This is a genomic window from Rhizobium sp. BK650, assembly GCF_014195325.1.
Lineage (GTDB): Bacteria > Pseudomonadota > Alphaproteobacteria > Rhizobiales > Rhizobiaceae > Rhizobium.
The window spans coordinates 183,916-204,586 of the sequence record NZ_JACIBK010000006.1 but is presented as its reverse complement, the minus strand read 5'-3'; the positions used below and the strand labels follow the sequence as shown (position 1 = coordinate 204,586).

At 59.9% G+C, this 20,671-nt stretch carries 20 protein-coding genes and 1 tRNA gene; 12 read left to right on the top strand and 9 right to left on the bottom strand.

Annotated features, from left to right (window positions below; translation table 11 throughout):
* The 3 genes from FHX15_RS16715 to FHX15_RS16705 form a co-directional block, all read right to left on the bottom strand.
* On the bottom strand, positions 1-3,321 hold the full coding sequence (locus FHX15_RS16715; RefSeq protein ID WP_184398960.1) for a DUF2126 domain-containing protein: 3,321 nt from the start codon (positions 3,319-3,321) through the stop codon (positions 1-3).
* Between the two features lie 108 nt (positions 3,322-3,429).
* Positions 3,430-4,812, bottom strand: a complete 1,383-nt coding sequence (locus FHX15_RS16710; protein WP_184398958.1) for a sensor histidine kinase — start codon at positions 4,810-4,812, stop codon at positions 3,430-3,432.
* On the bottom strand, positions 4,809-5,486 hold the full coding sequence (locus tag FHX15_RS16705; protein WP_184398956.1) for a response regulator transcription factor: 678 nt from the start codon (positions 5,484-5,486) through the stop codon (positions 4,809-4,811). The genes FHX15_RS16710 and FHX15_RS16705 overlap by 4 nt, the downstream gene beginning before the upstream one ends.
* A gap of 343 nt (positions 5,487-5,829) precedes the next feature.
* Between FHX15_RS16705 and FHX15_RS16700 the strand changes: the two genes are divergently transcribed.
* The 6 genes from FHX15_RS16700 to FHX15_RS16675 all read left to right on the top strand — a co-directional run bounded on the left by FHX15_RS16700 (position 5,830) and on the right by FHX15_RS16675 (position 11,401).
* Positions 5,830-6,342: a GNAT family N-acetyltransferase gene (locus FHX15_RS16700; protein ID WP_184398954.1), complete on the top strand. Its 513-nt coding sequence runs from the start codon at positions 5,830-5,832 to the stop codon at positions 6,340-6,342.
* Between the two features lie 43 nt (positions 6,343-6,385).
* Positions 6,386-7,450, top strand: coding sequence for an ABC transporter substrate-binding protein (locus FHX15_RS16695; RefSeq protein ID WP_246778979.1), 1,065 nt, complete (start codon positions 6,386-6,388; stop codon positions 7,448-7,450).
* Positions 7,451-7,913: 463 nt separating this feature from the next.
* Entirely contained in the window at positions 7,914-8,858 is a 945-nt protein-coding gene (locus FHX15_RS16690; RefSeq protein ID WP_183748649.1) for a Bug family tripartite tricarboxylate transporter substrate binding protein, read from the top strand.
* Positions 8,855-9,346, top strand: a complete 492-nt coding sequence (locus FHX15_RS16685) for a tripartite tricarboxylate transporter TctB family protein (RefSeq protein WP_184398952.1) — start codon at positions 8,855-8,857, stop codon at positions 9,344-9,346. Before FHX15_RS16690 ends, FHX15_RS16685 begins: the two co-directional genes overlap by 4 nt.
* Before the next feature lie 91 nt (positions 9,347-9,437).
* Positions 9,438-10,955 carry a tripartite tricarboxylate transporter permease gene (locus FHX15_RS16680; protein WP_184398951.1) on the top strand — a complete coding sequence of 506 codons (1,518 nt, stop codon included), beginning with the start codon at positions 9,438-9,440 and terminating at the stop codon, positions 10,953-10,955.
* 275 nt (positions 10,956-11,230) lie between these two features.
* Positions 11,231-11,401 carry a hypothetical protein gene (locus FHX15_RS16675; RefSeq protein WP_184398949.1) on the top strand — a complete coding sequence of 57 codons (171 nt, stop codon included), beginning with the start codon at positions 11,231-11,233 and terminating at the stop codon, positions 11,399-11,401.
* Positions 11,402-11,524: 123 nt separating this feature from the next.
* Here FHX15_RS16675 and FHX15_RS16670 read toward each other — a convergent pair whose 3' ends face one another.
* Complete coding sequence (locus FHX15_RS16670) at positions 11,525-12,619, bottom strand: DUF475 domain-containing protein (protein WP_184398947.1); 1,095 nt, start codon at positions 12,617-12,619, stop codon at positions 11,525-11,527.
* 371 nt (positions 12,620-12,990) lie between these two features.
* Between FHX15_RS16670 and FHX15_RS16665 the strand changes: the two genes are divergently transcribed.
* From FHX15_RS16665 to FHX15_RS16655, 3 genes are all read left to right on the top strand, one after another.
* Positions 12,991-13,230 carry a hypothetical protein gene (locus FHX15_RS16665; protein WP_184398946.1) on the top strand — a complete coding sequence of 80 codons (240 nt, stop codon included), beginning with the start codon at positions 12,991-12,993 and terminating at the stop codon, positions 13,228-13,230.
* 37 nt (positions 13,231-13,267) lie between these two features.
* Entirely contained in the window at positions 13,268-13,444 is a 177-nt protein-coding gene (locus FHX15_RS16660) for a hypothetical protein (RefSeq protein WP_184398945.1), read from the top strand.
* A 156-nt stretch (positions 13,445-13,600) separates the two neighbouring features.
* Positions 13,601-14,323, top strand: coding sequence for a hypothetical protein (locus tag FHX15_RS16655; protein ID WP_184398943.1), 723 nt, complete (start codon positions 13,601-13,603; stop codon positions 14,321-14,323).
* Between the two features lie 19 nt (positions 14,324-14,342).
* On the opposite strand, the gene FHX15_RS16650 is transcribed toward FHX15_RS16655, so the two are convergent.
* The 3 genes from FHX15_RS16650 to cpdR1 all read right to left on the bottom strand — a co-directional run bounded on the left by FHX15_RS16650 (position 14,343) and on the right by cpdR1 (position 15,560).
* Positions 14,343-14,831: a hypothetical protein gene (locus FHX15_RS16650; protein ID WP_184398940.1), complete on the bottom strand. Its 489-nt coding sequence runs from the start codon at positions 14,829-14,831 to the stop codon at positions 14,343-14,345.
* 207 nt (positions 14,832-15,038) lie between these two features.
* A tRNA-Val gene (locus FHX15_RS16645) sits at positions 15,039-15,113 on the bottom strand.
* Positions 15,114-15,197: 84 nt separating this feature from the next.
* The gene (gene cpdR1 / locus FHX15_RS16640) at positions 15,198-15,560 is read right to left on the bottom strand and encodes a response regulator CpdR1 (protein WP_003542883.1); all 363 of its coding nucleotides are present in this window, start codon (positions 15,558-15,560) and stop codon (positions 15,198-15,200) included.
* Between the two features lie 191 nt (positions 15,561-15,751).
* On the opposite strand from cpdR1, the gene FHX15_RS16635 reads away from it, so the two are divergent.
* Together FHX15_RS16635 and hisN are read left to right on the top strand one after the other, a co-directional pair.
* Entirely contained in the window at positions 15,752-16,633 is an 882-nt protein-coding gene (locus FHX15_RS16635; RefSeq protein ID WP_184398938.1) for an N-formylglutamate amidohydrolase, read from the top strand.
* A 250-nt stretch (positions 16,634-16,883) separates the two neighbouring features.
* Entirely contained in the window at positions 16,884-17,657 is a 774-nt protein-coding gene (gene hisN, locus FHX15_RS16630; RefSeq protein WP_184398935.1) for a histidinol-phosphatase, read from the top strand.
* Positions 17,658-17,675: 18 nt separating this feature from the next.
* Here the strand turns inward: hisN and FHX15_RS16625 are convergent, their stop codons facing one another.
* Positions 17,676-18,647 carry an alpha/beta fold hydrolase gene (locus FHX15_RS16625; RefSeq protein ID WP_184399274.1) on the bottom strand — a complete coding sequence of 324 codons (972 nt, stop codon included), beginning with the start codon at positions 18,645-18,647 and terminating at the stop codon, positions 17,676-17,678.
* A gap of 470 nt (positions 18,648-19,117) precedes the next feature.
* Between FHX15_RS16625 and FHX15_RS16620 the strand changes: the two genes are divergently transcribed.
* On the top strand, positions 19,118-19,588 hold the full coding sequence (locus FHX15_RS16620) for an Hsp20 family protein (RefSeq protein WP_184398933.1): 471 nt from the start codon (positions 19,118-19,120) through the stop codon (positions 19,586-19,588).
* Positions 19,589-19,662: 74 nt separating this feature from the next.
* On the opposite strand, the gene FHX15_RS16615 is transcribed toward FHX15_RS16620, so the two are convergent.
* Positions 19,663-20,667: a bile acid:sodium symporter family protein gene (locus FHX15_RS16615; RefSeq protein ID WP_184398932.1), complete on the bottom strand. Its 1,005-nt coding sequence runs from the start codon at positions 20,665-20,667 to the stop codon at positions 19,663-19,665.
* Positions 20,668-20,671: the final 4 nt, after the last annotated feature.

Genomic DNA, 20,671 nt, shown 5'->3' with positions numbered 1-20,671 from the left:
TCAAATTCCAGCAGGCCGCCTCAGATCCAGCGTGAGCGGGAATTCAGGCGAGGCCGTCTCGGCACGCGGAATATAACCGCCCGCCGTATGTCCCCACGGTTCGAAACGCGCAAGGCGGCGCGCTTCCGCCTCGTTGCCGTTGACCGGGAAGGTGTCATAATTCCGGCCACCCGGATGGGCAACGTGATAGATGCAGCCGCCGATCGAACGTTTCGACCATGTATCATAAATATCAAAAGTCAAAGGCGTATTCACCGGCAGTACCGGATGTAAACCGGAAGCTGGCTGCCAGGCCTTGAAACGCACGCCTGCGATGGAAACGCCGGACATTCCGGTCGGTGTCAGGGGCACGATCCGGCCGTTGCAAGTGACGGTATAGCGCGAGGCATTGCCGGTTTCGAGGCGGACTTGCAGGCGCTCGACCGACGAATCGACATAACGCACCGTGCCGCCGATCGCGCCTTGCTCGCCCATGACATGCCAGGGTTCCAGCGCCTGGCGCAGTTCCAGTTTCGAGCCTTCGTATTCGACCTCCCCGCAGAAGGGGAAGCGGAATTCGAGCTGAGCCTTGAACCATTCGGGGCTGAGATCGAAACCGTTTTCGCGCAGGTCCGCGAGCACGTCGAGGAAATCCTGCCAGACATAGTGCGGCAGCATGAAACGGTCGTGCAGCGCGGTGCCCCAGCGTACGAACTTGCCGTCGGCCGGATTTCTCCAGAAGCGGGCGATCAGCGCACGCACCAGCAATTGCTGGGCCAGCGACATGCGGGCATTCGGCGGCATTTCGAAGCCGCGGAACTCGACGAGTCCGAGACGACCGGTTGGCCCATCTGGCGAGAAGAGCTTGTCGATGCAGATCTCGGCCCGGTGCGTATTGCCGGTCACATCGATCAAGAGGTTGCGAAACAGGCGGTCGACCAGCCAGGGCAGGGGCTGTAGTCCGCGACCGGGTGCCGGAATCTGCGCCAGCGCTATTTCCAGCTCATAGAGGCTGTCGTGGCGGGCTTCGTCGATGCGCGGCGCCTGACTGGTCGGGCCAATGAAGAGGCCCGAGAACAGGTAGGAGAGAGACGGATGGCGCTGCCAGTGCAGCACGAGGCTCTTCAAGAGATCCGGGCGGCGCAGGAAGGGGCTGTTGTTGGGATTGCTGCCGCCGACGACGACGTGGTTGCCGCCGCCCGTGCCCGTATGGCGGCCGTCGATCATGAACTTGTCAGCGCCAAGGCGGCTCTCCCGCGCCTCCTCATAGATGGCTGTGGTGATGTCGACTGTTTCCTTCCATGTCGAGGAAGGATGGATGTTGACTTCGATGACGCCGGGGTCGGGCGCAACGCGGATGACGTTGATGCGCTCGTCCTGCGGTGGCGCGTATCCCTCGATATGTACGGCAAGGCCGAGAGCGGCAGCCGCGCGTTCGGTCGAGGCGATCAGATCGAGATAATCTTCGAGCGTCTCGGTCGGCGGCATGAAGACGCAGAGGCGGCCATCGCGCGGTTCGACCGAAATCGCGGTGCGTATATGGCCGCCGATCTCGCTCGCCGACTGCGGCATGATCGGTTGATGGCCGGCGAAGGGCTGGAAGTGTGCGGCCTGCAGCTCCCGTCCCTTGTCCTGTCCGAAATCCGGCAGCTCGGGCCGCTGCACGAAGGGGTCGAGCGGGTTGATGTAGGGATATTGCGAGGGCGGGATATAGGCCAGCGAGTTGAGCGGTAGGCGGTAGCCAACCGGACTGTCCCCCGGCATGAGGAAGATACGGCCGCGCCGCGTCGACCATTTCTCGCTCGTCCAGCTGCGGCCGCTGGCCCGTGCATTCCACGCCTGAACGGGCAGCACGTAGCCGGTCGGCCGCGTCAACCCGCGGTCGAAGACGCGGGCGATGCGACTACGCTCCTCGGCATCTTTAAGTTTGGAATTGGATGGGTCGACATTTTCGGGAAGGCTTGCTTCCTTGACCAGCCATTCAGCGGGATCTTCGAAAGCGGGGGTCACATAATCAGGCGCCAGATCAAGCTCGCCGGCGATTGCGGTCAGCAGGCGGCCGGCATCGTCCTCCGTGACCCGATAGTTGCGGCCTTCGTTCGCGACGAGACTGTCATTGGACCAGATCGGCCGGCCGTCCTTGCGCCAATAGAGCGAGAAGGTCCAGCGCGGCAGGCTTTCGCCGGGATACCATTTGCCCTGGCCGTAGTGCAGGAAGCCGTTCGGTGCGAAGCGGGCGCGCAGCCGCCGGATGAGCGCGTCGGCCTTCTCGCGTTTCGTCGGGCCGACGGCCTCCGTATTCCATTCGGCAGACTCGAAATCGTCGATGGAGACGAAGGTCGGTTCGCCGCCCATGGTCAGGCGCACGTCTTCGGCCGCGAGAATACGGTCAACCTTCTCGCCAAGCTCGTTGAGTTCATCCCAGGCGTCGTCGGAAAACGGCTTGGTAATGCGGGGATGTTCGGCCACGCGGGCAACCTTCATGTCGAAGGCGAATCCGGTCTCGGCTTCACCGAAATAACCGCCGGATATCGGCGCGGCATTGCGGTAATGCGGTGTCGCGGCAAGCGGGATATGGCTTTCGCCGGTTAAAAGGCCGGAGGTCGGGTCGAGGCCGATCCAGCCGGCGCCGGGGAGATAGACTTCCGCCCAGGCATGCAGATCGGTGAAATCATATTCCGTGCCCGAGGGGCCATCGAGCGCCTTGAGATCCGGGGTCAGCTGAATGAGGTAGCCGGAGACGAAGCGCGCAGCGAGGCCGAGATGGCGCAGTATCTGGACTAGCAGCCAACTGGTGTCGCGGCAGGAGCCTTTTGCGAACTCGAGCGTTTCTTCCGGCGCCTGAACGCCTGCTTCCATGCGGATCACATAACCAATCTGCTGCTGCAGGCGCATGTTCAGGCCGACGACCATATCGACCGTCTTCTGCTCGGAGCGGTCGAGCGTTTCCAGAAAGGCCCTCAGGCGCGGGCCTGGCTTTTCCGGCGTCATGTAGATTGACAGGTCTTCGCGGATGGTTTCCGGATAGTCGAAGGGCCACATGGTCGCTTCCTCTTCGACGAAGAAGTCGAAGGGATTGTAGACGGTCATGTCGGCAACGAGATCGACCTCGATCTTGAATTCGGTAACCGGGTCGGGAAAGACGAAGCGGGCAAGATAGTTGCCGTAGGGATCCTGCTGCAGGTTTACAAAATGGTTCGACGGCGTGACCTTCAGCGAATGGCTCAGGACTCGCGTCTTCGAATGCGAGGCCGGTTTCAGGCGGATGATCTGTGGGCCGAGGCGGACCGGTTTGTCATATTGATAGTGGGTCAGGTGATAGATGCTGGCTTTGATCGACATATTGCTCTTTTTGTCCGCGTGCCGTTGATCGGCTTAGCTGTTCCCGAAGCCAGTGTGTGCAATGCAGCGAAAGAATGCAAGGCAGAAAGGTTAACGCGATGAAAGCGTTCAGGCGGCTCTGTTGAACGTTACCGACGCCTTCAGGCCCCTGCCACTGCGGGCAGGGATGAGTGCAAGCCTAGCATTGAAAAGATTGGCAATTTCCTCAACGATCGGCAGGCCGAGGCCGGCGCCGGGCGCACCGGATTCGTTGCCGCGGGAGAAGCGCTTTCTGACCGCTTCGAGCTTTTCGGGTGGAATGCCCGGGCCGTTGTCCTCGACCTCCAACCGCACCGTCTCGGCATCCTCGAGGATACGCACGGTCACTTCTGCGCCTTGGCCGGCGTAGGCGATGGCATTGCCGGCTAGATTGCGCAGCATTTCGCCGATCAGCAGCGGTTCGGCGCGGATCATGGCAGGGCCATTACCCTCGAAGCCGAGATCGATGCCGGCTTCGGCGGCACGCGGGATCTGCTCGCCGGTGATCTCCTGGGCGATGGCCGTGAGATCGATGGCCGAGGCCGTCAGCGCTTCCTTGGCGGCGGCGGCATCGATCTTGGCCATCAGCAGGAGCTGGGCGAGGATGCGCTCGGCATGGGCAACGGCTTGATCGCCCTTGAGGGCAGCGTGCTGCGCTTCATCCAGAGAACCGGCGCGGGCGGAGAGGGCAAGCTGCGTGCGGATGATGGTAAGCGGGGTGCGCAGCTGATGGCTGGCATTGCCCGTGAAATTGCGGAGCGCATCGAGGGCTGATTGCAGCCGCACCATGAAGGAGTTGACGGTATCGACGAGCGGCTGGACCTCGCTTGGCGCGGATTGCTCGATCGGGTGCAGGTCGTCGGGGTTGCGCTCGCCGATGGCATCGCCGAGCTTGTAGAGCGGCCGCAGCGCCACCGTAACGGAAATCCAGACGATGATGGCCGCACCGGCAATCATTAGCGCGAGACGCAGCGCCGAGCGGACCAGAATCGCCCGCGCCAGCTGACGGCGGGCAATAGTGGTTTCGGCGACTGTGACGACGAAGGGCACGGAGCGGATACCGGTCGAGGCGGAGCGTCCCAGGGTCGCGATGCGGATCGGCTCGCCACGAAAGACGTCGTCGGCGAAGGCGGCGGTATCGCCCTGCGTTTCCTTCAATACGGGAAGAGCCTGATAACCGGTTATGAATATTCCGGGCGGGCCGTCGACGCGATAAAAGACGCGGTCTTGCGCTGCCGAGGTAAGCATTTCCAGAGCGACATAGGGAATATCGACCTCAAGCGTGCCATCTTCTGCCACCACGACACGTTCGGCGATGGCGAGCGCGGAGCCGGCAAGCACGCGGTCGGACACGATATTGGAGGTCTGCACGGCCTCGCGCCAGGTATCGGCAAGCGCCAGCGTGCCGATAACGGCGGTGGAGATGAGCAGCCAGAAAAGCAACCGGCGCCGGAGCGAGTAAGCTGCGGTCATGAGGCCTCTGGCAGCTTATCGAGATAATAACCGATGCCGCGAGCGGTCTTGACCGTCAGGCCATGCGGCGAAAGCCGCTTTCTCAGGCGGCTGACATATTGCTCGATGGCATTGGCCGATATGTCATCGTCGAAAGCGGTCAGCGACTGTATGATCGCTTCCTTGGCGACGACCTTGCCGGCGCGCATGAAGAGGATTTCGAGCAGGCCGAGCTCACGGGCGGGAATGTCGAGCGGCGTGGCGCCGGCTGAAAAGGCACGGGAATTGAGATCGAGCGAGATTCCTCCGAAACTGACAACGGAGGAATGCAGGCCTGCCTGGCGGCGCAGAAGCACGCGGACGCGCGCCTCGAATTCGGCAATGTCGAAGGGTTTGATGAGATAGTCGTCGGCGCCGAGATCCAGTCCCTTCACACGTTCTTCCGGCGAGCCACGCGCCGTCAGGACGAGCACGGCCGCCCGGCTGCCGCGGGCGCGCATGGCGCGCAGCACGTCGAGCCCATCCATCTCCGGCAGGTTCAGATCGAGGATGACGAGATCGAAATTTTCCGCTGCGATCACCGCATTGGCCGAAGCTCCATCATGGACGACATCGACGGCATGACCCGTGCCGCGCAAGATCGCCGACAGGCCATCGGCCAGCGCGATATTGTCTTCGGTAAGCAGGATGCGCAACGGATGTTTCCCTCGATTTTTTTCGGGGAGTTTATCAGGGATGGCAACCGGCTGTCACAGCGATTCTAGGACTTGGTGAACGGAAGATCCCATGGCGTATCCACTCCCCTCGACTCGCGGCGAGGAGAGTGGCGCTCCGTTCACACAAGAAGATTGATCAGGCTGCCTGGAGAATGTTGATGCCATAGGTGACGATCATGCGCATGACGGTCGATCACTTCCAGACCGACGGGCGTCGAAGACTGCGATCATGCCGTCGTCGTCGATTGATATCAAACCCCAGTAGGATGGCGAGACATTGAGCGTCATGGTAAGCTCCAGAGGCTGCGTGGGGGCTTTGCAGATGGGGGACTTGTCAGTCGCGCTTGCGGAAACTCCGGAAGAAATTGATGCTGTGCGGCATCTCAGTCGCGCTTTCAGGCAGTGGCTCTACGAGAATTATCCGGCGGAACGGCAACAGATCGAGCTTTACTATAACCCGGATAAGTTCGAGGCATTGCTCGCGGAGCTGCCCCACATTCACGCAAGGCCGCAAGGCGCGATGTTTCTTGCGCGTCTCGACGGAGAGAGCGTCGGCTGTGTGATGCAGCATGAGATTGCGCCCGGCGTTTCGGAAATGAAACGCCTCTTCGTCTCTGAGAAGGCACGTGGCAGCGGTGCGGCGCTTGCGCTCTGCGAAGCTTCGCTGGCCCGAGCGAAAGAAGACGGCTACGGCATGATGCGGCTCGACACCGGCTATCGGCAGATCGCGGCGCAGAAACTTTACCGTCGGCTAGGTTTTCGCGAGCGGGATGCCTATTATGCGGTTCCTGACGATCTCAAGCCAATCTTGGTCTTCTTCGAGCGCGAGCTCTGATGCTTTGCTTGTTTCGCTCTGTCTGCTCAGGCATTCTGTCTTCATGAGGAGCCTTTTCATTCTGTTTTTGTGTCTGGCACCCGGTCTTGCAGCGGCAGAGCCGATCTTCTATCCGGCGAAATCGGGCAATGCCGATGCGCCTGTTCTGACGGTCTATTCTTCGCTCGACGAACCGCTTGCGCAGCCGATGATCCAGGGCTTTCAGAAGGCCAATCCGGACGTCGCGGTCAAATATGAGGACATGCTGACCGGCGACATCTACGATCGAATCGTCCGCGAGACAGATGCCGGCCATAAGACGGCGGACTTTGCCTTCTCTTCTGCCATGGACCTGCAGGTGAAGCTTTCGAACGACGGCTATTCGCAAGTCAGCAATCTGCCGATGAGTGCTCAGTGGCCGAAATGGGCAAACTGGCGCAACACGGCCTATGCGCTGACCTTCGAACCCGCGGTCTTCGTCTATCACAAGCCGAGTTTCATCCATGAAACGGTGCCGAGCTCGCGTGCGGAATTCGTCGACTATCTGAAGCGCAAGGGCAACGAGGTCCATGGGCGGATCGGCACCTATGACATCGAGCGTTCCGGCGTCGGCTTCCTTTTCATGGCGCGAGACCAGGAGCAGTTCGGCGACATCTGGTCAGTGATCGGCGCGATGGGGGCTGCAGGCGTCAAACTCTATTCCACGAGTTCGGCAATCCTAGAGCGCGTGGCTGATGGGCGCTTCGTGCTTGGCTATAATATCCTTGGCTCATACGCTGCCGACTGGGCCTCGCGTCACCCCGATGTCGGCATCGTGCTGCCGAAGGACTATACGGTGGTGATGTCTCGCATCGGCCTTGTGCCGCAGGCTGCGGCCGAGCCGGAACTCGGAAGGCGCTACCTCGCCTTCTTCATGTCGAAAGAGGGCCAGACGATCATGGCTCGCGAGCTGCAGATCCCGGCCGTCAGCCCGGAAGTGGCTGGTGAAAACACCGCCAATACGTTGCAGGAACTGCTCGGCGCACAGTTGCGTCCCGTGCCAGTCAGTCCCGGCTTGATGGTCTATCTCGATCAGGTGAAGAGGGCTCGGCTGATTGCCCACTGGAATGAAGTGCTGCGCACGCAGTAAAAGCTCGCATCCAGTGATTGCCTGCATAGGACGCATAGAATGCATAGGCATTTTCCTACGCCCTTTAGAAAATGTCAGATTCATTAGCTGTCATATATGTGGCTGACATCTCTCACGTACGCGAGGGAACAACCTATGCAACCCCTGCATCCTATGCATCCTGTGCGAGACCAGGTAAGTCCTTTTAGACCGTGTTCAGTACAGGCAATTTAGCAACCGGCGGACAGGCTCTGCCGAATTGCGGCAAAAAAGTGTCTTTCCGCACTGGATATCCAGCCGATGTCAGCTAAATGACAGCTTCATATGATGGCTTGAGCTACTTCCTCTCCGTGGAGGCGGAGAGTTGAAGATCCGGGGGAGTTCCGCTCGCTATCAGGACCATTGCGTCCGCCGATCGGTGATCTCTCTCCAATTTCAAAAATAGCACTGGCGGTCCGCTCAGCCGCAGCATGGAGGACACATCGTGAAGCACACTTTCATTGCAACTCTTCTGGCAGCGGCCATCGCGCTGCCGGCCTATGCGGCCGATTACACCATCATCGCTCCGGCAGCGCCCGGCGGCGGCTGGGACCAGACGGCCCGCTCGCTGCAGACGGTGCTGCAGCAGGAAGGCATCTCCAAGAGCGTTCAGGTCCAGAACGTACCGGGCGCCGGTGGCTCTATCGGTCTGGCACAGTTCAGCAGCCAGAGCGCCGGCAATCCGAACGCCTTGATCGTCGGCGGCTATGTCATGGTCGGCGCTCTGCTGACGAACAAATCGGCTGTTACGCTCAAGGACGTCACCCCGATCGCTCGTCTGACCGGTGAGTACGAAGCCATCGTCGTGCCGGCTTCGTCCGACATCAAGACGCTTGCCGATCTGGTTACCAAGCTGAAGGCCGATCCCGGCGCCGTTTCCTGGGGCGGCGGTTCTGCGGGCGGCACGGACCACATCACTGCCGGCCTGATTGCCAAGGCGTCCGGCGTCGATCCGACGAAGATCAACTACGTTGCCTTCTCGGGCGGTGGCGAAGCGCTCGCCGCTATCCTCGGTGGCCAGGTCACAGCCGGTATTTCGAGCTACAGCGAGTTCGAATCGCAGGTCAAGGCCGGTACGCTTCGCCTGCTTGCCGTTTCCAGCGATGCGCGCATCCCCGGTGTCGATGCACCGACCCTCAAGGAAGCCGGCACCGATGTTTCCATCCAGAACTGGCGCATGGTCGCTGCCGCTCCCGGCCTGACCGATGAAGAGGTCGCCTCGATCGCAGCCGACTTCGACAAGGTGCACAAGTCTGCCGCATGGCAGGAAATCCTGAAGACCAAGGGCTGGGCCGACACCTACCTCGCAGGCGACGCCTTCAAGGCGCAGCTCGAAAAGGATATCTCGGCCACCGAAGGCATTCTCAAAGAGATCGGTCTCGTCCAATGAGCGAAGCCGATCACGCATCGGCAACGAAGCGCCGCCCCGATTGGGCGGCGCTGATCATTGCCGTTTTCCTCATTGCCTTGGCCGGCGTTGTATTCTGGGATGCCACGCATCTGAAGACGATCGCGCAATATGATCGCATCGGCCCGTCTACCGTGCCGAAGGCCATCGCCCTCGGCCTCTTCTGTCTTGGCATCTGGACGGTATTCGAAAGCTGGCGTGGCGAATTTCCGGAACGTGAGCATCAGGAGGTGGCGCCCGTCATCTGGGTCGTCGCAGGCCTTGCCGGCCAGATGCTGCTCTTGCGCACCGCCGGCTTCTCGATTGCGACCGGCGTGCTCTTTGCGCTGACCGCACGCGGTTTCGGCAGGCGCCAGCTCTGGATCTCATTGCCCCTGGGCATCGTGCTGAGCTTCATCGTATGGGCGATCTTCTCGCAGCTCCTGCAGCTCGTGCTACCAGCCGGCCCGCTCGAACATCTGTTCTTCTGATAGCGCTCGCCTCGCATGGGGCGCTCTCGGTTTTATGCTTTTTCGCGACGGTCCTAGTGCCCCCTAAGGAGCCGCCGCTTGGGACAAAGACATGAGCACATTCGAATTCCTCTGGCAGGGCATTCTGGTTGCTGCGCAACCGATCAACCTGCTGTACGCCCTCATCGGCGTGACCCTTGGTACCGCCGTCGGCGTGCTGCCAGGCATCGGCCCGGCGCTTACCGTGGCGCTCCTTCTGCCTGCCACTTACAAGCTCGATCCAGGCGGCTCGCTCATCATGTTTGCCGGTATTTATTATGGCGGCATGTATGGCGGCTCGACCACGTCGATCCTCCTGAACACGCCGGGTGAAAGCTCCTCGATCGTCACCGCGCTCGAGGGCAACAAGATGGCCCGTGCGGGCCGCGGTGGACCGGCACTGGCGACAGCGGCCATCGGTTCCTTCGTCGCCGGCCTTATCGCGACGCTCGGCCTTGCCTTCGTCGCGCCCTACATCGTCAAGCTGGCGCTCGTATTCGGTCCTCGCGAATATTTCGCGCTGATGGTGCTTGCCTTCGTCACCGTTTCCTCGGCCTTCGGGGATTCGGCGCTGCGCGGTCTCACCTCACTCTTCATCGGCTTTGCGCTCGCCATGGTCGGCATCGATCAGCAGACGGGCCAGGCGCGTCTTTCCTTCGGCATTCCGGACCTGCTCGACGGTATCGAAGTGACGACGCTTGCCGTTGCGATGTTCGCGATTGGCGAGACGCTCTACATCGCCGCCCAGGGCAACCGCGGCGAAGACAAGGTGGAAGCGGTGCGGGGCTCGCTCTGGATGAACGCCCAGGACTGGGCGCGTTCATGGAAGCCCTGGCTGCGCGGCACGATCATCGGCTTTCCGATCGGCGCCATGCCCGCCGGCGGTGCCGAAATCGGCACCTTCCTTTCCTACGCCACCGAAAAACGCCTGGCGAAGAACCCCGAGGAATTCGGTCATGGTGCCATCGAAGGCGTTGCCGGTCCCGAGGCCGCCAACAACGCCTCGGCGGCTGGCACGCTGGTGCCGTTGCTGACGCTCGGCCTGCCGACATCGGCAACGGCGGCAATCATGCTCGCCGGCTTCCAGCAATATGGCCTGCAGCCGGGTCCGCTGCTTTTTGCGACCAATCCGCAGCTCGTCTGGGGCCTCATCGCCAGTCTGCTCATCGCCAATGCGATGCTGCTGGTGCTGAACCTGCCGATGATCGGCCTCTGGGTCCGCCTGCTGACGGTTCCGAAGCCGTGGCTTTATGCCGGCATCCTGCTGTTTGCCACCCTCGGCACCATCGGGGCCAACCCGTCGGTCTTCGAGCTCGGCATGCTGCTTGGCTTCGGCCTGCTCGGTTACATGATGCGGATTTTCGGCTATCCGATTGCGCCTGCCGTCGTCGGCCTCATCCTCGGGCCGCTGGCCGAGCAACAGCTTCGCCGTGCGCTATCAATCAGCCAAGGTGACGTGACGACGCTTGTCATGTCGCCGATCGCCTGCGGCTTGCTGATCGTTGCGGCTGCTGCCTTCCTGATTCCGCTTATTCTGAGATTGCGTGGCCGCGGCCAGGTTCTCTCTCAGCTCGCGGCAAATGAAGACTAAAACAAAAGACGACCCTGACCCCTAATTCAGGCTGGCGGTGGCAACATGGCCGGCCTTTTCTTTGCGATTTGTCATTTTTTGTCGGCATCTGGAATCCACGTCCTTGTAACTATAGGAATTCATAGGAGAAATCACTCATATCGCCAAGTTATTTTCTTTTGCCGGCGAAAGAACTCTGCGCTTTTTGCATAGCTGCGGTGAATTCCTGCGCGTTGTAGGTGCATGCAGATTCTCCCATCTGCAAGGGGTCAACCAAAGAGCGAGAGGAAAAGAAGATGTCCGCTATTAGAAAGTCGATCCATAATGGTTTTCTGGGCCGCGCCTTTGCAGCGCTCAGTGCTGCAAATGCCGTCAGCGCCGCTGTTGAAGGCGGCCGCAAGCCACGCGCTCGTGACCTGCAGGAACTTGGCATCGATCCGGTAAGCTTCGGCCGTGTCATCCGGTAAGACGTGCCGGATGCCTGTGTTGAAAACCAAATCATCCAAACGAATAGCCCGCAACCGTCGGTCGCGGGCTTTGTTTTGGGCGATATTCGAGCCGCAGCGCCAGACCGCCGCGGCTTTTGACCGTCAGGCGCGCAGGCGCTCTTCCTCGGGAACATGCGCTTCCTTGCGCTGCTCCTGCCTGTTGTAGCGGATCGACGACCAGAGCGAGATGCCGATCAGAGCGGCACCGCCGAGGCCGGTGATGACTTCGGGAATATGCGTCAGGGTCTGCACATACATGATCACCGAGAGGATCAGGATCGCGTAGAAGGCGCCGTGTTCCAGATAGCGATATTCCGCAAGCGTTCCCTTTTCCACCAGCATGATCGTCATGGAGCGTACATACATGGCGCCGATGCCGAGGCCGATGGCGATGACGAAGAGGTTCTGCGTCAGCGCGAAGGCGCCGATGACGCCGTCGAAGGAGAAGCTGGCATCGAGCACTTCCAGATAGATGAAGGCACCGAGGCCGCCTTTTGCCGCCTCGCTCATGGCACGCTGCGATGCATCCAAGATGCCGCCGATGACTTCCACCACCAGAAAGGTCACCAGACCGTAGATGGCGCAATAGACGAAGGTGGTCGCATCTTCGCCTTCCAGGAGATAGGAGAAGAGCAGGATCAACAGGAGCACGAAGGCGATCTCGATGCCCTTGATCGTCGCCGAGCGCGCCATCAACCGCTCCAGCGAGCCGATCCAGTGAACTTCCTTCTCGTGGTTGAAGAAGTAGGTGAGGCCGACCATCATCAGGAACGTACCGCCGAAGGCTGCGATCGGCAGATGCGCATCATTCATGATGCGGGCATATTCGGCCGGTTCACGCGCCGCAAGCACCAGCGCCTCCCAAGGGCCGATCTTTGCCGCGATGGCGACGATTGCGAGCGGAAAGACGATGCGCATGCCGAAGACGGCGATGACGATGCCCCAGGTCAGGAAGCGGTGCTGCCAGACGGGAGTCATTTCCTTCAGCTTGTTGGCATTCACGATGGCATTGTCGAAGGAGAGCGAGATCTCCAGAACGGCGAGCACCGTGCAGATGAAGAAAACGGTGGCCATGCCGCCCAGCGTGCCGGTCGACTGCCAGCCGAGGAGGGCGCCGAGCGCAAGGCCGAGTGCTGTGACGATAAAGGCCCAGCGGAAATAACCGAGCGAGGATTTGTGGGACTGAGGCTGGTTCATAGCTGCACCTCGCAGCCGCAAACCGTTTCGGACGATGGGGTGAAAACAGAAAAACGCATACCGCAAGGGGCATGCGCGATTGGCATTGTGAGCTTTTTCATCGATGAAAAATCCGCCGGCTAATTTGCAGGCGGTACCGACATCACGAGAGCGCCGTAATAACTCTCGCCAGAGGGGCCCGGCACCAGGTTCCCCCGCAGCCGATGTCTGGATGAGGCGGCGGGTGCTTCACTAGGTAGTGAAGTTGCCGCGCCAGTCAAGGCGCCGGATCGGGCACGGTAACCGATTTCTTTGGAACCATACGAGGGCTCGCTCGTTAGCAGCTATCGAGCCAATGAAAACAGCTCAGATACTGTTGAAGGAGGGCGACGATGCATGATTCGACCCATGTTCCAGACAGGCGTACGGAAGCCTCGGAGCGGATGAAGCGGGCAAAACCAAACCGCATGCAGAAGGCACAGGTTCTGCCTCCGCACCATGTCGACCTAACGCTGACACCAGGTGTCATTCATGACATCCACGTGCCCGCGCATGTGAGCGGCAACGATCTTTCAAAAGGTGGCCCCGACATCAAGAGCGAGAATGCCCATGTCGCAAAACCCGTGCGCTAAAAATCAATTCCCAATCGAAAAGACAGGTGAGACACGCATGACGACGAATCTTGTGCCACGCGATATCTTCATCCAGCACGAATATGAATGGCAGGCCGTGCGCGATGCGGCCGAACGCCGGATCGAAATAGGTAAGCGCGAGATGCCATCCGTACCGCAGGGTGGGCAAACCACAAAGCCCGCCAGCTCGCCTTCCGCAGCGCAAGGCTGCTGATCACTGAAAGTTTGAACGAGACGCCCGGCCAAGCGCCGGGCGTTTTATATGGGTAGTAGGATTCCGGCTTTGGAAAAGCGATCCGCGGCCTGCCTTGCCAACCTTTCGGAAAGGATTGAGCGGCGATAATCCGGTCCGTTCAAGGGAATCGGATCGATGGCCAAGACAGCGACACGCGGCCGCCGCAGGGCGCCGGCAAAAAGGAAGAGCAGCGCATCCTCAGGAGGCGCGATGCCCTGGATGATGCTCGGCGTCGCCGCAGTGGGCGCCATTGCCGCCTATGACAATTGGAAAAGCATTCGCCCGATGCTTGGCAAAGCCCCTGCTTCGATCGTCCGGGAAGCGGCTGAAACCAAATCTCAGCCATCCAGGGAGGCGCCGAAGCAGGTCGCCATCGCAGCCCCTGCCACCAAGCCCCGGCAGACGAACGATCCGCTACCGCCGGTAGCGATACCGTCGCCTCCCGCGCCAGTGCCGACAGCGAAGATCGTGCCGGCCTCTATCTCGCCTGTTTCCCCATCTTCATCGGAAAGTGCCAAGGCCGCTTTCGGATATTGCGGACAGGGCGAACATATCAATTGCGTCGGTGACGCCGGCATTTTCTGGTATAAGGGCGAGAAGATCGTCATCGCCGATATGATCAGCCCCGACGTGGACCGTGCCCGCTGCGAGGACGAACGAAAAATCGCTTTTGCCGCCAAGTCACGGCTGCTGGCGCTTCTCAATGCCGGTCCGTTCGATATGAATGCCGCCGGCAAATCGGATGACCGGGGCGCACCGCGCGTCGTTTCGCGCGATGGGCGCTCCTTCGGTACGCGCCTTATCGATGAGGGGTTGGCCAGGAAGCCGGGATCGGCCGGCGGCTCCTGGTGCGCCTGAGCCCAGGTCTAGCGATCTCTTATTTTCCGCCGTTTTTCTGTACCGGGGCCTTACCGCTGGTGCGGAAGCTGCCGGTGAAGGCCGAATCCTTGCTTTCGGCCGTGCATTCGATCGCGGTCGGCTTGCCAGCGTAGGGATTGCCGAAGGTGCAGAAGCCTGCAACCTTTACCTCACCCGTCATCTTGTTGCCGACGCCCGTCGTGACGAGGCTGAGCGGCAGCCGGGCATTGCCATTGGAGGCAGGTTTGATGCCCTTGCCATCACCCTGGAAGCCCAACAACTTGCCATCAGAGGTGAAGATGAAGGTGACGGTGCCGTTGACGAGCGTGACGCTTGCCAGCTCGCCCTTGCAGCCTTTCGTGGCGTCGAACTTGGCTACGACCAATTTCTGGCATTTACCGCCAAGAGCAATGACGCCGGGCGCACCGGGAAAATTGTCATCCGCCTCGGCTGCAACGCCGAAGGCGAGGGTAGAAAAGGCGGCGATTGCCAGCGCGGATAATTTCATTTCGATTCGAACCCCATATCCTGACGAGGCGAATCAACGCCTCGAGCTCCATTATCGCGCATGCCATGGCTCTGTGTCTGAATTTGGTTTCGGCAGTCTCGCTGCGGCCTAACAAGAACTGCTGTCGATGACTTCGCCCGCGATGACAACCAAAATGAAAAAGGCCTTTCGATTTCTCGAAAGGCCTTGCTTTTCAGCGAATTAGGATGGTGGGCGTGACAAGGATCGAACTTGTGACCCCTACGATGTCAACGTAGTGCTCTCCCGCTGAGCTACACGCCCATCCGATGGCGGCGCATAGATCACAAAACCTCCGGGGCCGTCAATAGGCTTTTTTGAAGTTTTGTGACGAACCGCCAGGAAGCCTTATGCGGCAAGCATCTTGTTGACCTCGTCAACGAGGTCGCGCAGGTGGAAAGGCTTGGAAAGGACCTTCGCATCCTTCGGAGCCTTCGAATCAGGGTTCAGTGCTACGGCTGCAAAACCAGTGATGAACATGACCTTCAGGTCGGGATCGAGCTCGGTTGCACGGCGTGCGAGCTCGATACCATCCATTTCCGGCATGACGATATCGGTCAGCAGCAGAGAGAAGGGTTCTTCGCGCAGGCGGTCGTAAGCGCTCGCGCCATTGTCGTAGGAAAGGACCTTGTAGCCGGCCTTTTCTAGCGCCTTCACGAGGAAGCGGCGCATGTCGTTGTCGTCTTCGGCGAGAAGTATCTTCTGAGTCATTAATCCGGACCGCTGATCACTAATTGTTTTTATGGGATACCAGTCCTCTACACTAGACTTTGCCCGGTAAACAACCGGTGAAATCACCTAGCCCCAGGCGGCCATCCCCTTTATGTAGTATGGACTTAAGGGCGGGCAACTGGCAACATGGCGGACATAGCCAGTTGATGACATGGTAAAGAGGGCAGAAAGTGCCGGAAATACGCGAATACGAGCTTTTTGAAGTGCATGAGCCCGTGTCGCAGACCATTCCCTTCGTCTACAACTCCCCTCACAGCGGCCGCATTTATCCACCGGAATTCATCGCCCAATCGCGGCTGGAAGGTATCGCGATACGTCGTTCCGAAGACCATTATGTCGATGAACTATTCGGCGCAGCCGTGGATATCGGCGCACCGCTGTTGCTTGCGAATTTCCCGCGCGCCTATCTCGACGTCAATCGCGAGCCCTATGAGCTCGATCCGCGCATGTTCGATGGGTTGCTGCCGCCCTATGCGAATATCAATTCGCTGAGGGTTGCGGGCGGACTCGGCACCATTCCGCGTATCGTGGCTGAAAATATGGAGATCTATGAGCGCCGGCTGCCCGTTCAAGAAGGGCTGGAACGTGTCGAAAGCGTCTACAAACCCTATCATTTCGCGCTGCGGCGGCTGATTGCGCGCACGCATGTCCAGTTCGGTTTCGGGGTGCTGATCGATTGCCACTCCATGCCGGGCAATGTGCGCGTTGCCGGCAGCAATACACGGCCCGATTTTATCATTGGCGATCGCTACGGCACCAGTGCTTCGGCTGAGCTGTCGCGCACGGCGATTGGTATCCTCGAGGAGATGGGCTTTGCAGCGATCCGCAACAAGCCTTACGCCGGCGGCTTCATCACCGAACATTATGGCCGCCCGTCACGCGGATTGCACGCGCTGCAGATCGAAGTGAACCGCTCGATTTATGTCGATGAGGCAACGCTGGAGAAGCGGCCGGATTTCGGTACCGTTGTATCGGCTATCACGGCGTTTATGCGGCAAATGGCCGATTATGTCGATAAATTTGCCTGCGACCAGGCGCTTGCCGCCGAATAATTCTCTGGCTTCAGGTCAAAAAAAACCGCGCTTTGTGAGCGCGGCTAAGTCTAGGGAGGAAACACCCAAGGAGGGTATTTACAGTCAAAAGACTGTAATCAGAAACTACTGCTGCATTGCACAATTGTCAAGCAACATATTGCGCTGCAAAATATTTGGGCAGCTAATCGGTAATTGCCTGTCGTATTTGCATTCCGCCGCTTTTTCGCTATGAAAAACGCCATTTCCCGCCAGCCAAACGGATTTCGCCATGCTTCCTGACCGTTCGTTCTTCAACCGTCTGGCCGAAGCTGCCAAGGCGGAAACCTTGCCGCGTTTTCGCTCGGGCATCAATGTCGCCAACAAGCTGTCGTCTGGTTTCGATCCAGTCACGGAAGGTGATAGGGCGGCGGAGACGGCCATTCGTGCGCTGATTGAGCAGCATTTTCCTGAGCACGGCATTCTGGGCGAGGAGCATGGCAATGTTGGCCTCGACCGTGAGCATGTATGGGTGATCGACCCAATCGACGGCACGCGCGCCTTCATCTCCGGCGTGCCCGTCTGGGGGACGCTGATCGGTCTGCAGAAAAAAGGTCGGGCGGTTGCCGGCATGATCGAGCAACCCTTCACCGGCGAGCGCTATTTCGGCGACGAGAACGGTTCGACCTATAGCGGGCCGGAAGGCGAGCGCCGGCTGCAGGTGCGCGATTGCGGCGCGCTCTCGAGCGCGATCCTCTTCACCACCTCGCCGCATCTCTTTGCCGGTGAGGAGATGGAGAAGTATCGCGAGATCGAGGGCAGGGTTCGTCTCTTCCGATATGGCTGCGATTGTTACGCCTATGCGCTACTGGCGGCAGGCCACGTCGATCTCGTCATCGAAAACGGTCTCAAGCCTTATGATGTTGGCGGGCTCATCCCTGTCATCGAGGGTGCTGGCGGTATCATAACGACCTGGGATGGCGGGCGGCCGGAAAACGGCGGATCGATAATCGCTGCCGGCAGCAGGGCGGTTTACGAAGAGGCGATTGCGGTCCTGCAGCGCTAGGTACGCACAGGATAAGGCTCAGACGCCGAGCGCCGTCACGTCTTCCGTCGCTTCGGCATCGCTGCCGGGGATGAAGGCGTGGAAGGCGGCGAGTGCGGCGGCACGATACATATCCCTCTCCTGGAATATTTCGTGGCGGGCGCCGTTGATCGGCACGAGCTGTCCGGCGCGGAAATAGCGGGAAAGTCGTTCCTGCGCAGTGTAGGGCACCAGCCCGTCGCGCGTCGGTGCGATGACGACAGAGGGAATGGTGATCGAGAAGAGATGATAGGGCTGGGTCACCCGGTCGATCGCTTTCATGCATTCGTGCATCCAGCGGGCGGTTGGGGCTCCCAGAGCGAGTTCCGGATGGGCTTTGGCGATCGCCGCGTTCCGATCGAAACGCCTTTCATCCGAGGTCAGAGGGTTGTCAGGGAATTGCAGGCCTTTCATCTTGCCGAGCGGCAGACCCCCGAGGCCGACAGCGCTCAGCGTGGCCGACACCGCGCGGATAACACCCTCGGACGAAGCCTGGCCGATAAGGCCAAGAAAAGGGGCCGACAGCACCATGCGCTCGATGCGCGTGGACAGGTAGGGTGCGGCGGAAAGCGCGATCAATCCGCCGGTCGAATGAGCGAGCATGTAGAAGGGCAGCCTTGTATCCGGCAGCACGACTTTTTCGAGGAACGTATCGAGATCGCGCTCGTAATCGGAAAAGCGGCGGATATGGCCGTGATTGCGCTTCTTGATCAATCGCGGCGAGCCGCCCTGGCCGCGCAGGTCGTAGGTCGCAACCCAGAGGCCTCTCGCAGTGAGATCACGGATCGTCTCGAAATATTTCTCGATGAATTCGCTGCGTCCATGCAGGAGCACCACCGTCCCATGGGCGACCGGGCTTTGTGACCGGAAGACGGCGTAACGCAATCTGAGGCCGTCGTGGGTTTCGAAAAAACCTTCGGTGCGGTTCTCCGGCACCGGATTGTCTGGGGTCGGGTAGAGAACTTGTTCCATCGCCAGCAGGTTTTTGCGTGAGAGATACATTATGGGATACTCCAAGGATGGGGAAAATCAATGGCGAAATTCATCAGCCATCAGATGCTATCGGAGCAGACGGGCTGGATGCCATGCAGGAGCAGTTTGCCGGCCGCCGCGTCTGAAGAAAAATGGCCGGAGGAGCTGAGGGGCTCCAGCCGGCCGAATTGAGGCTGAAGAAGAAGGGACGATGCACTTCAGCCCTCGGGCCAATGTCACCCGATGCGCCTATCTCTAGTGGGCAGCGCCTGAACCTTCGCCGAACCTGCCGTTCATGCAGGGTTCACTCAGGAATTCCAGTGATTTGAAGAGGGGCTTGAAGTCCCGAGGGAACATCCCCATCTGAACTTTGCGGACGCCAGAAGGGTCCGCGCAACCGTCCCGAAGCTGCCAAGAATGGGGCTTTCAGGGCATATTACCGCAACACGTCGCTTCCCTAGGAGGACATCATGCGTCACGTAGACTTCTCCCCCCTTTATCGTTCCACTGTCGGTTTCGACCGCCTCTTTACGATGCTCGACAGCCTGTCCCAGCCGGATCAGGTTCCGACCTATCCGCCCTATAATATCGAACGGACCGGCGAGAACACCTATCGCATCACCATGGCCGTCGCCGGCTTCGACGAGACCGAACTTGCCATCGAATCGCATGCCCATGCGCTCACCGTGAAGGGTGAAAAGCGCGAGGAAAATGCCGATGGCGGCGAGTACCTCTATCGCGGCATCGCGAAGCGCGCCTTCGAGCGCCGCTTTCAGCTTGCCGACCATGTCGAAGTGACCGCCGCCTCGCTGAAGAACGGCCTCCTTCACATCGACCTTCTGCGGAGCATCCCGGAGGCTCTGAAGCCCCGCAAGATTGCCATTGCCGCTGAACCCGTCGAAACTCCGAAGGCGATTGAGGCACAGGTCGTCAACAACTAATCTGCTTTCCCACGGATCAAACGGAACGGCGCTCGAAGGGGCGCCGTTTTTTATTTTGATATCGTTTTGCTCGATCAGGCCGGGCTTGCGGCTTCTTCGAGTTCTTTTTCCGTGGCGCGGCGGGCTGCCGCCGCTGCATATTTCTGAGCAATGACAGCGCAGACCATCAGCTGGATCTGGTGAAAAAGCATCAGCGGCAGGACGATCGCGCCGATGGACTGGCCGGCAAAGATGACGTTTGCCATAGGGACGCCGCTTGCCAGGCTCTTCTTCGAGCCGCAGAAGGTGATGGTTATCTCGTCGGCCTTGTTGAAGCCGAGCCAGCGGCTGCCATACATGGTGAGGACGAGAACGAGTGCCAGCAACAGCATGTCAGCGATGATGACCGCGGCGATATCCGTGATCGAGAAGGTATGCCACAGGCCTTCGACGACGGCTGTCGAGAATGCCAGATAGACGACCATCAGGATCGAGCCTCGGTCGACCGGCATCAGGATTTTCTTCTTGGAGCGGATCCACTCGCCAATCCAAGGCTGGAGGATCTGGCCGACGATGAAAGGCGCAAGAAGCTGGAGCAGGATTTGCTGAAGCGCGTCAAAAGAGAAGCCGCCATGGCCGCCGACCGAGAAGAGCAGGCCGACGAGCAGCGGCGTCAGAAACATACCAAAGATGTTGGAGGCCGAAGCCGAGCAGATCGCCGCCGGCACATTGCCGCCTGCCATTGACGTGAAGGCAATCGAGGACTGCACCGTCGATGGCAGTACGCAGAGGAAGAGGATGCCGAGATAGAGCGGCTGTGGCAAAACCCAATCCGGAATGAAGCCCATTGCCAGTCCAAGGATCGGGAAGATACCGAAGGTTGTTAGCAGAATGACGAGATGCAGTCGCCAATGCAGCAGACCGGCGATGACCACATCCCGCGAGAGGCGCGCGCCGTGCAGGAAGAACAGCAGCGCAATGGCGATATCGGTCGCCACGCCGAACCAGCCAGCGAAGGTGCCGCTTGCCGGGAAGATCGAGGCGAGGATGACGGTACAGACGAGCAGGATCGTGAATGTATCGGGCAAAAAGCGGCGCATTGGC

What these genes read in the sequence shown, in the direction of transcription:
- FHX15_RS16715 (WP_184398960.1), bottom strand. Translation starts at nt 3,321, where the DNA reads ATGTCGATCAAAGCCAGCATCTATCACCTGACCCACTATCAATATGAC.
- FHX15_RS16710 (WP_184398958.1), bottom strand. Translation starts at nt 4,812, where the DNA reads ATGACCGCAGCTTACTCGCTCCGGCGCCGGTTGCTTTTCTGGCTGCTC.
- FHX15_RS16700 (WP_184398954.1), top strand. Translation starts at nt 5,830, where the DNA reads ATGGGGGACTTGTCAGTCGCGCTTGCGGAAACTCCGGAAGAAATTGAT.
- FHX15_RS16695 (WP_246778979.1), top strand. Translation starts at nt 6,386, where the DNA reads ATGAGGAGCCTTTTCATTCTGTTTTTGTGTCTGGCACCCGGTCTTGCA.
- FHX15_RS16685 (WP_184398952.1), top strand. Translation starts at nt 8,855, where the DNA reads ATGAGCGAAGCCGATCACGCATCGGCAACGAAGCGCCGCCCCGATTGG.
- FHX15_RS16680 (WP_184398951.1), top strand. Translation starts at nt 9,438, where the DNA reads ATGAGCACATTCGAATTCCTCTGGCAGGGCATTCTGGTTGCTGCGCAA.
- FHX15_RS16675 (WP_184398949.1), top strand. Translation starts at nt 11,231, where the DNA reads ATGTCCGCTATTAGAAAGTCGATCCATAATGGTTTTCTGGGCCGCGCC.
- FHX15_RS16670 (WP_184398947.1), bottom strand. Translation starts at nt 12,619, where the DNA reads ATGAACCAGCCTCAGTCCCACAAATCCTCGCTCGGTTATTTCCGCTGG.
- FHX15_RS16665 (WP_184398946.1), top strand. Translation starts at nt 12,991, where the DNA reads ATGCATGATTCGACCCATGTTCCAGACAGGCGTACGGAAGCCTCGGAG.
- FHX15_RS16660 (WP_184398945.1), top strand. Translation starts at nt 13,268, where the DNA reads ATGACGACGAATCTTGTGCCACGCGATATCTTCATCCAGCACGAATAT.
- FHX15_RS16655 (WP_184398943.1), top strand. Translation starts at nt 13,601, where the DNA reads ATGGCCAAGACAGCGACACGCGGCCGCCGCAGGGCGCCGGCAAAAAGG.
- FHX15_RS16650 (WP_184398940.1), bottom strand. Translation starts at nt 14,831, where the DNA reads ATGAAATTATCCGCGCTGGCAATCGCCGCCTTTTCTACCCTCGCCTTC.
- cpdR1 (WP_003542883.1), bottom strand. Translation starts at nt 15,560, where the DNA reads ATGACTCAGAAGATACTTCTCGCCGAAGACGACAACGACATGCGCCGC.
- hisN (WP_184398935.1), top strand. Translation starts at nt 16,884, where the DNA reads ATGCTTCCTGACCGTTCGTTCTTCAACCGTCTGGCCGAAGCTGCCAAG.
- FHX15_RS16625 (WP_184399274.1), bottom strand. Translation starts at nt 18,647, where the DNA reads ATGGAACAAGTTCTCTACCCGACCCCAGACAATCCGGTGCCGGAGAAC.
- FHX15_RS16620 (WP_184398933.1), top strand. Translation starts at nt 19,118, where the DNA reads ATGCGTCACGTAGACTTCTCCCCCCTTTATCGTTCCACTGTCGGTTTC.
- FHX15_RS16615 (WP_184398932.1), bottom strand. Translation starts at nt 20,667, where the DNA reads ATGCGCCGCTTTTTGCCCGATACATTCACGATCCTGCTCGTCTGTACC.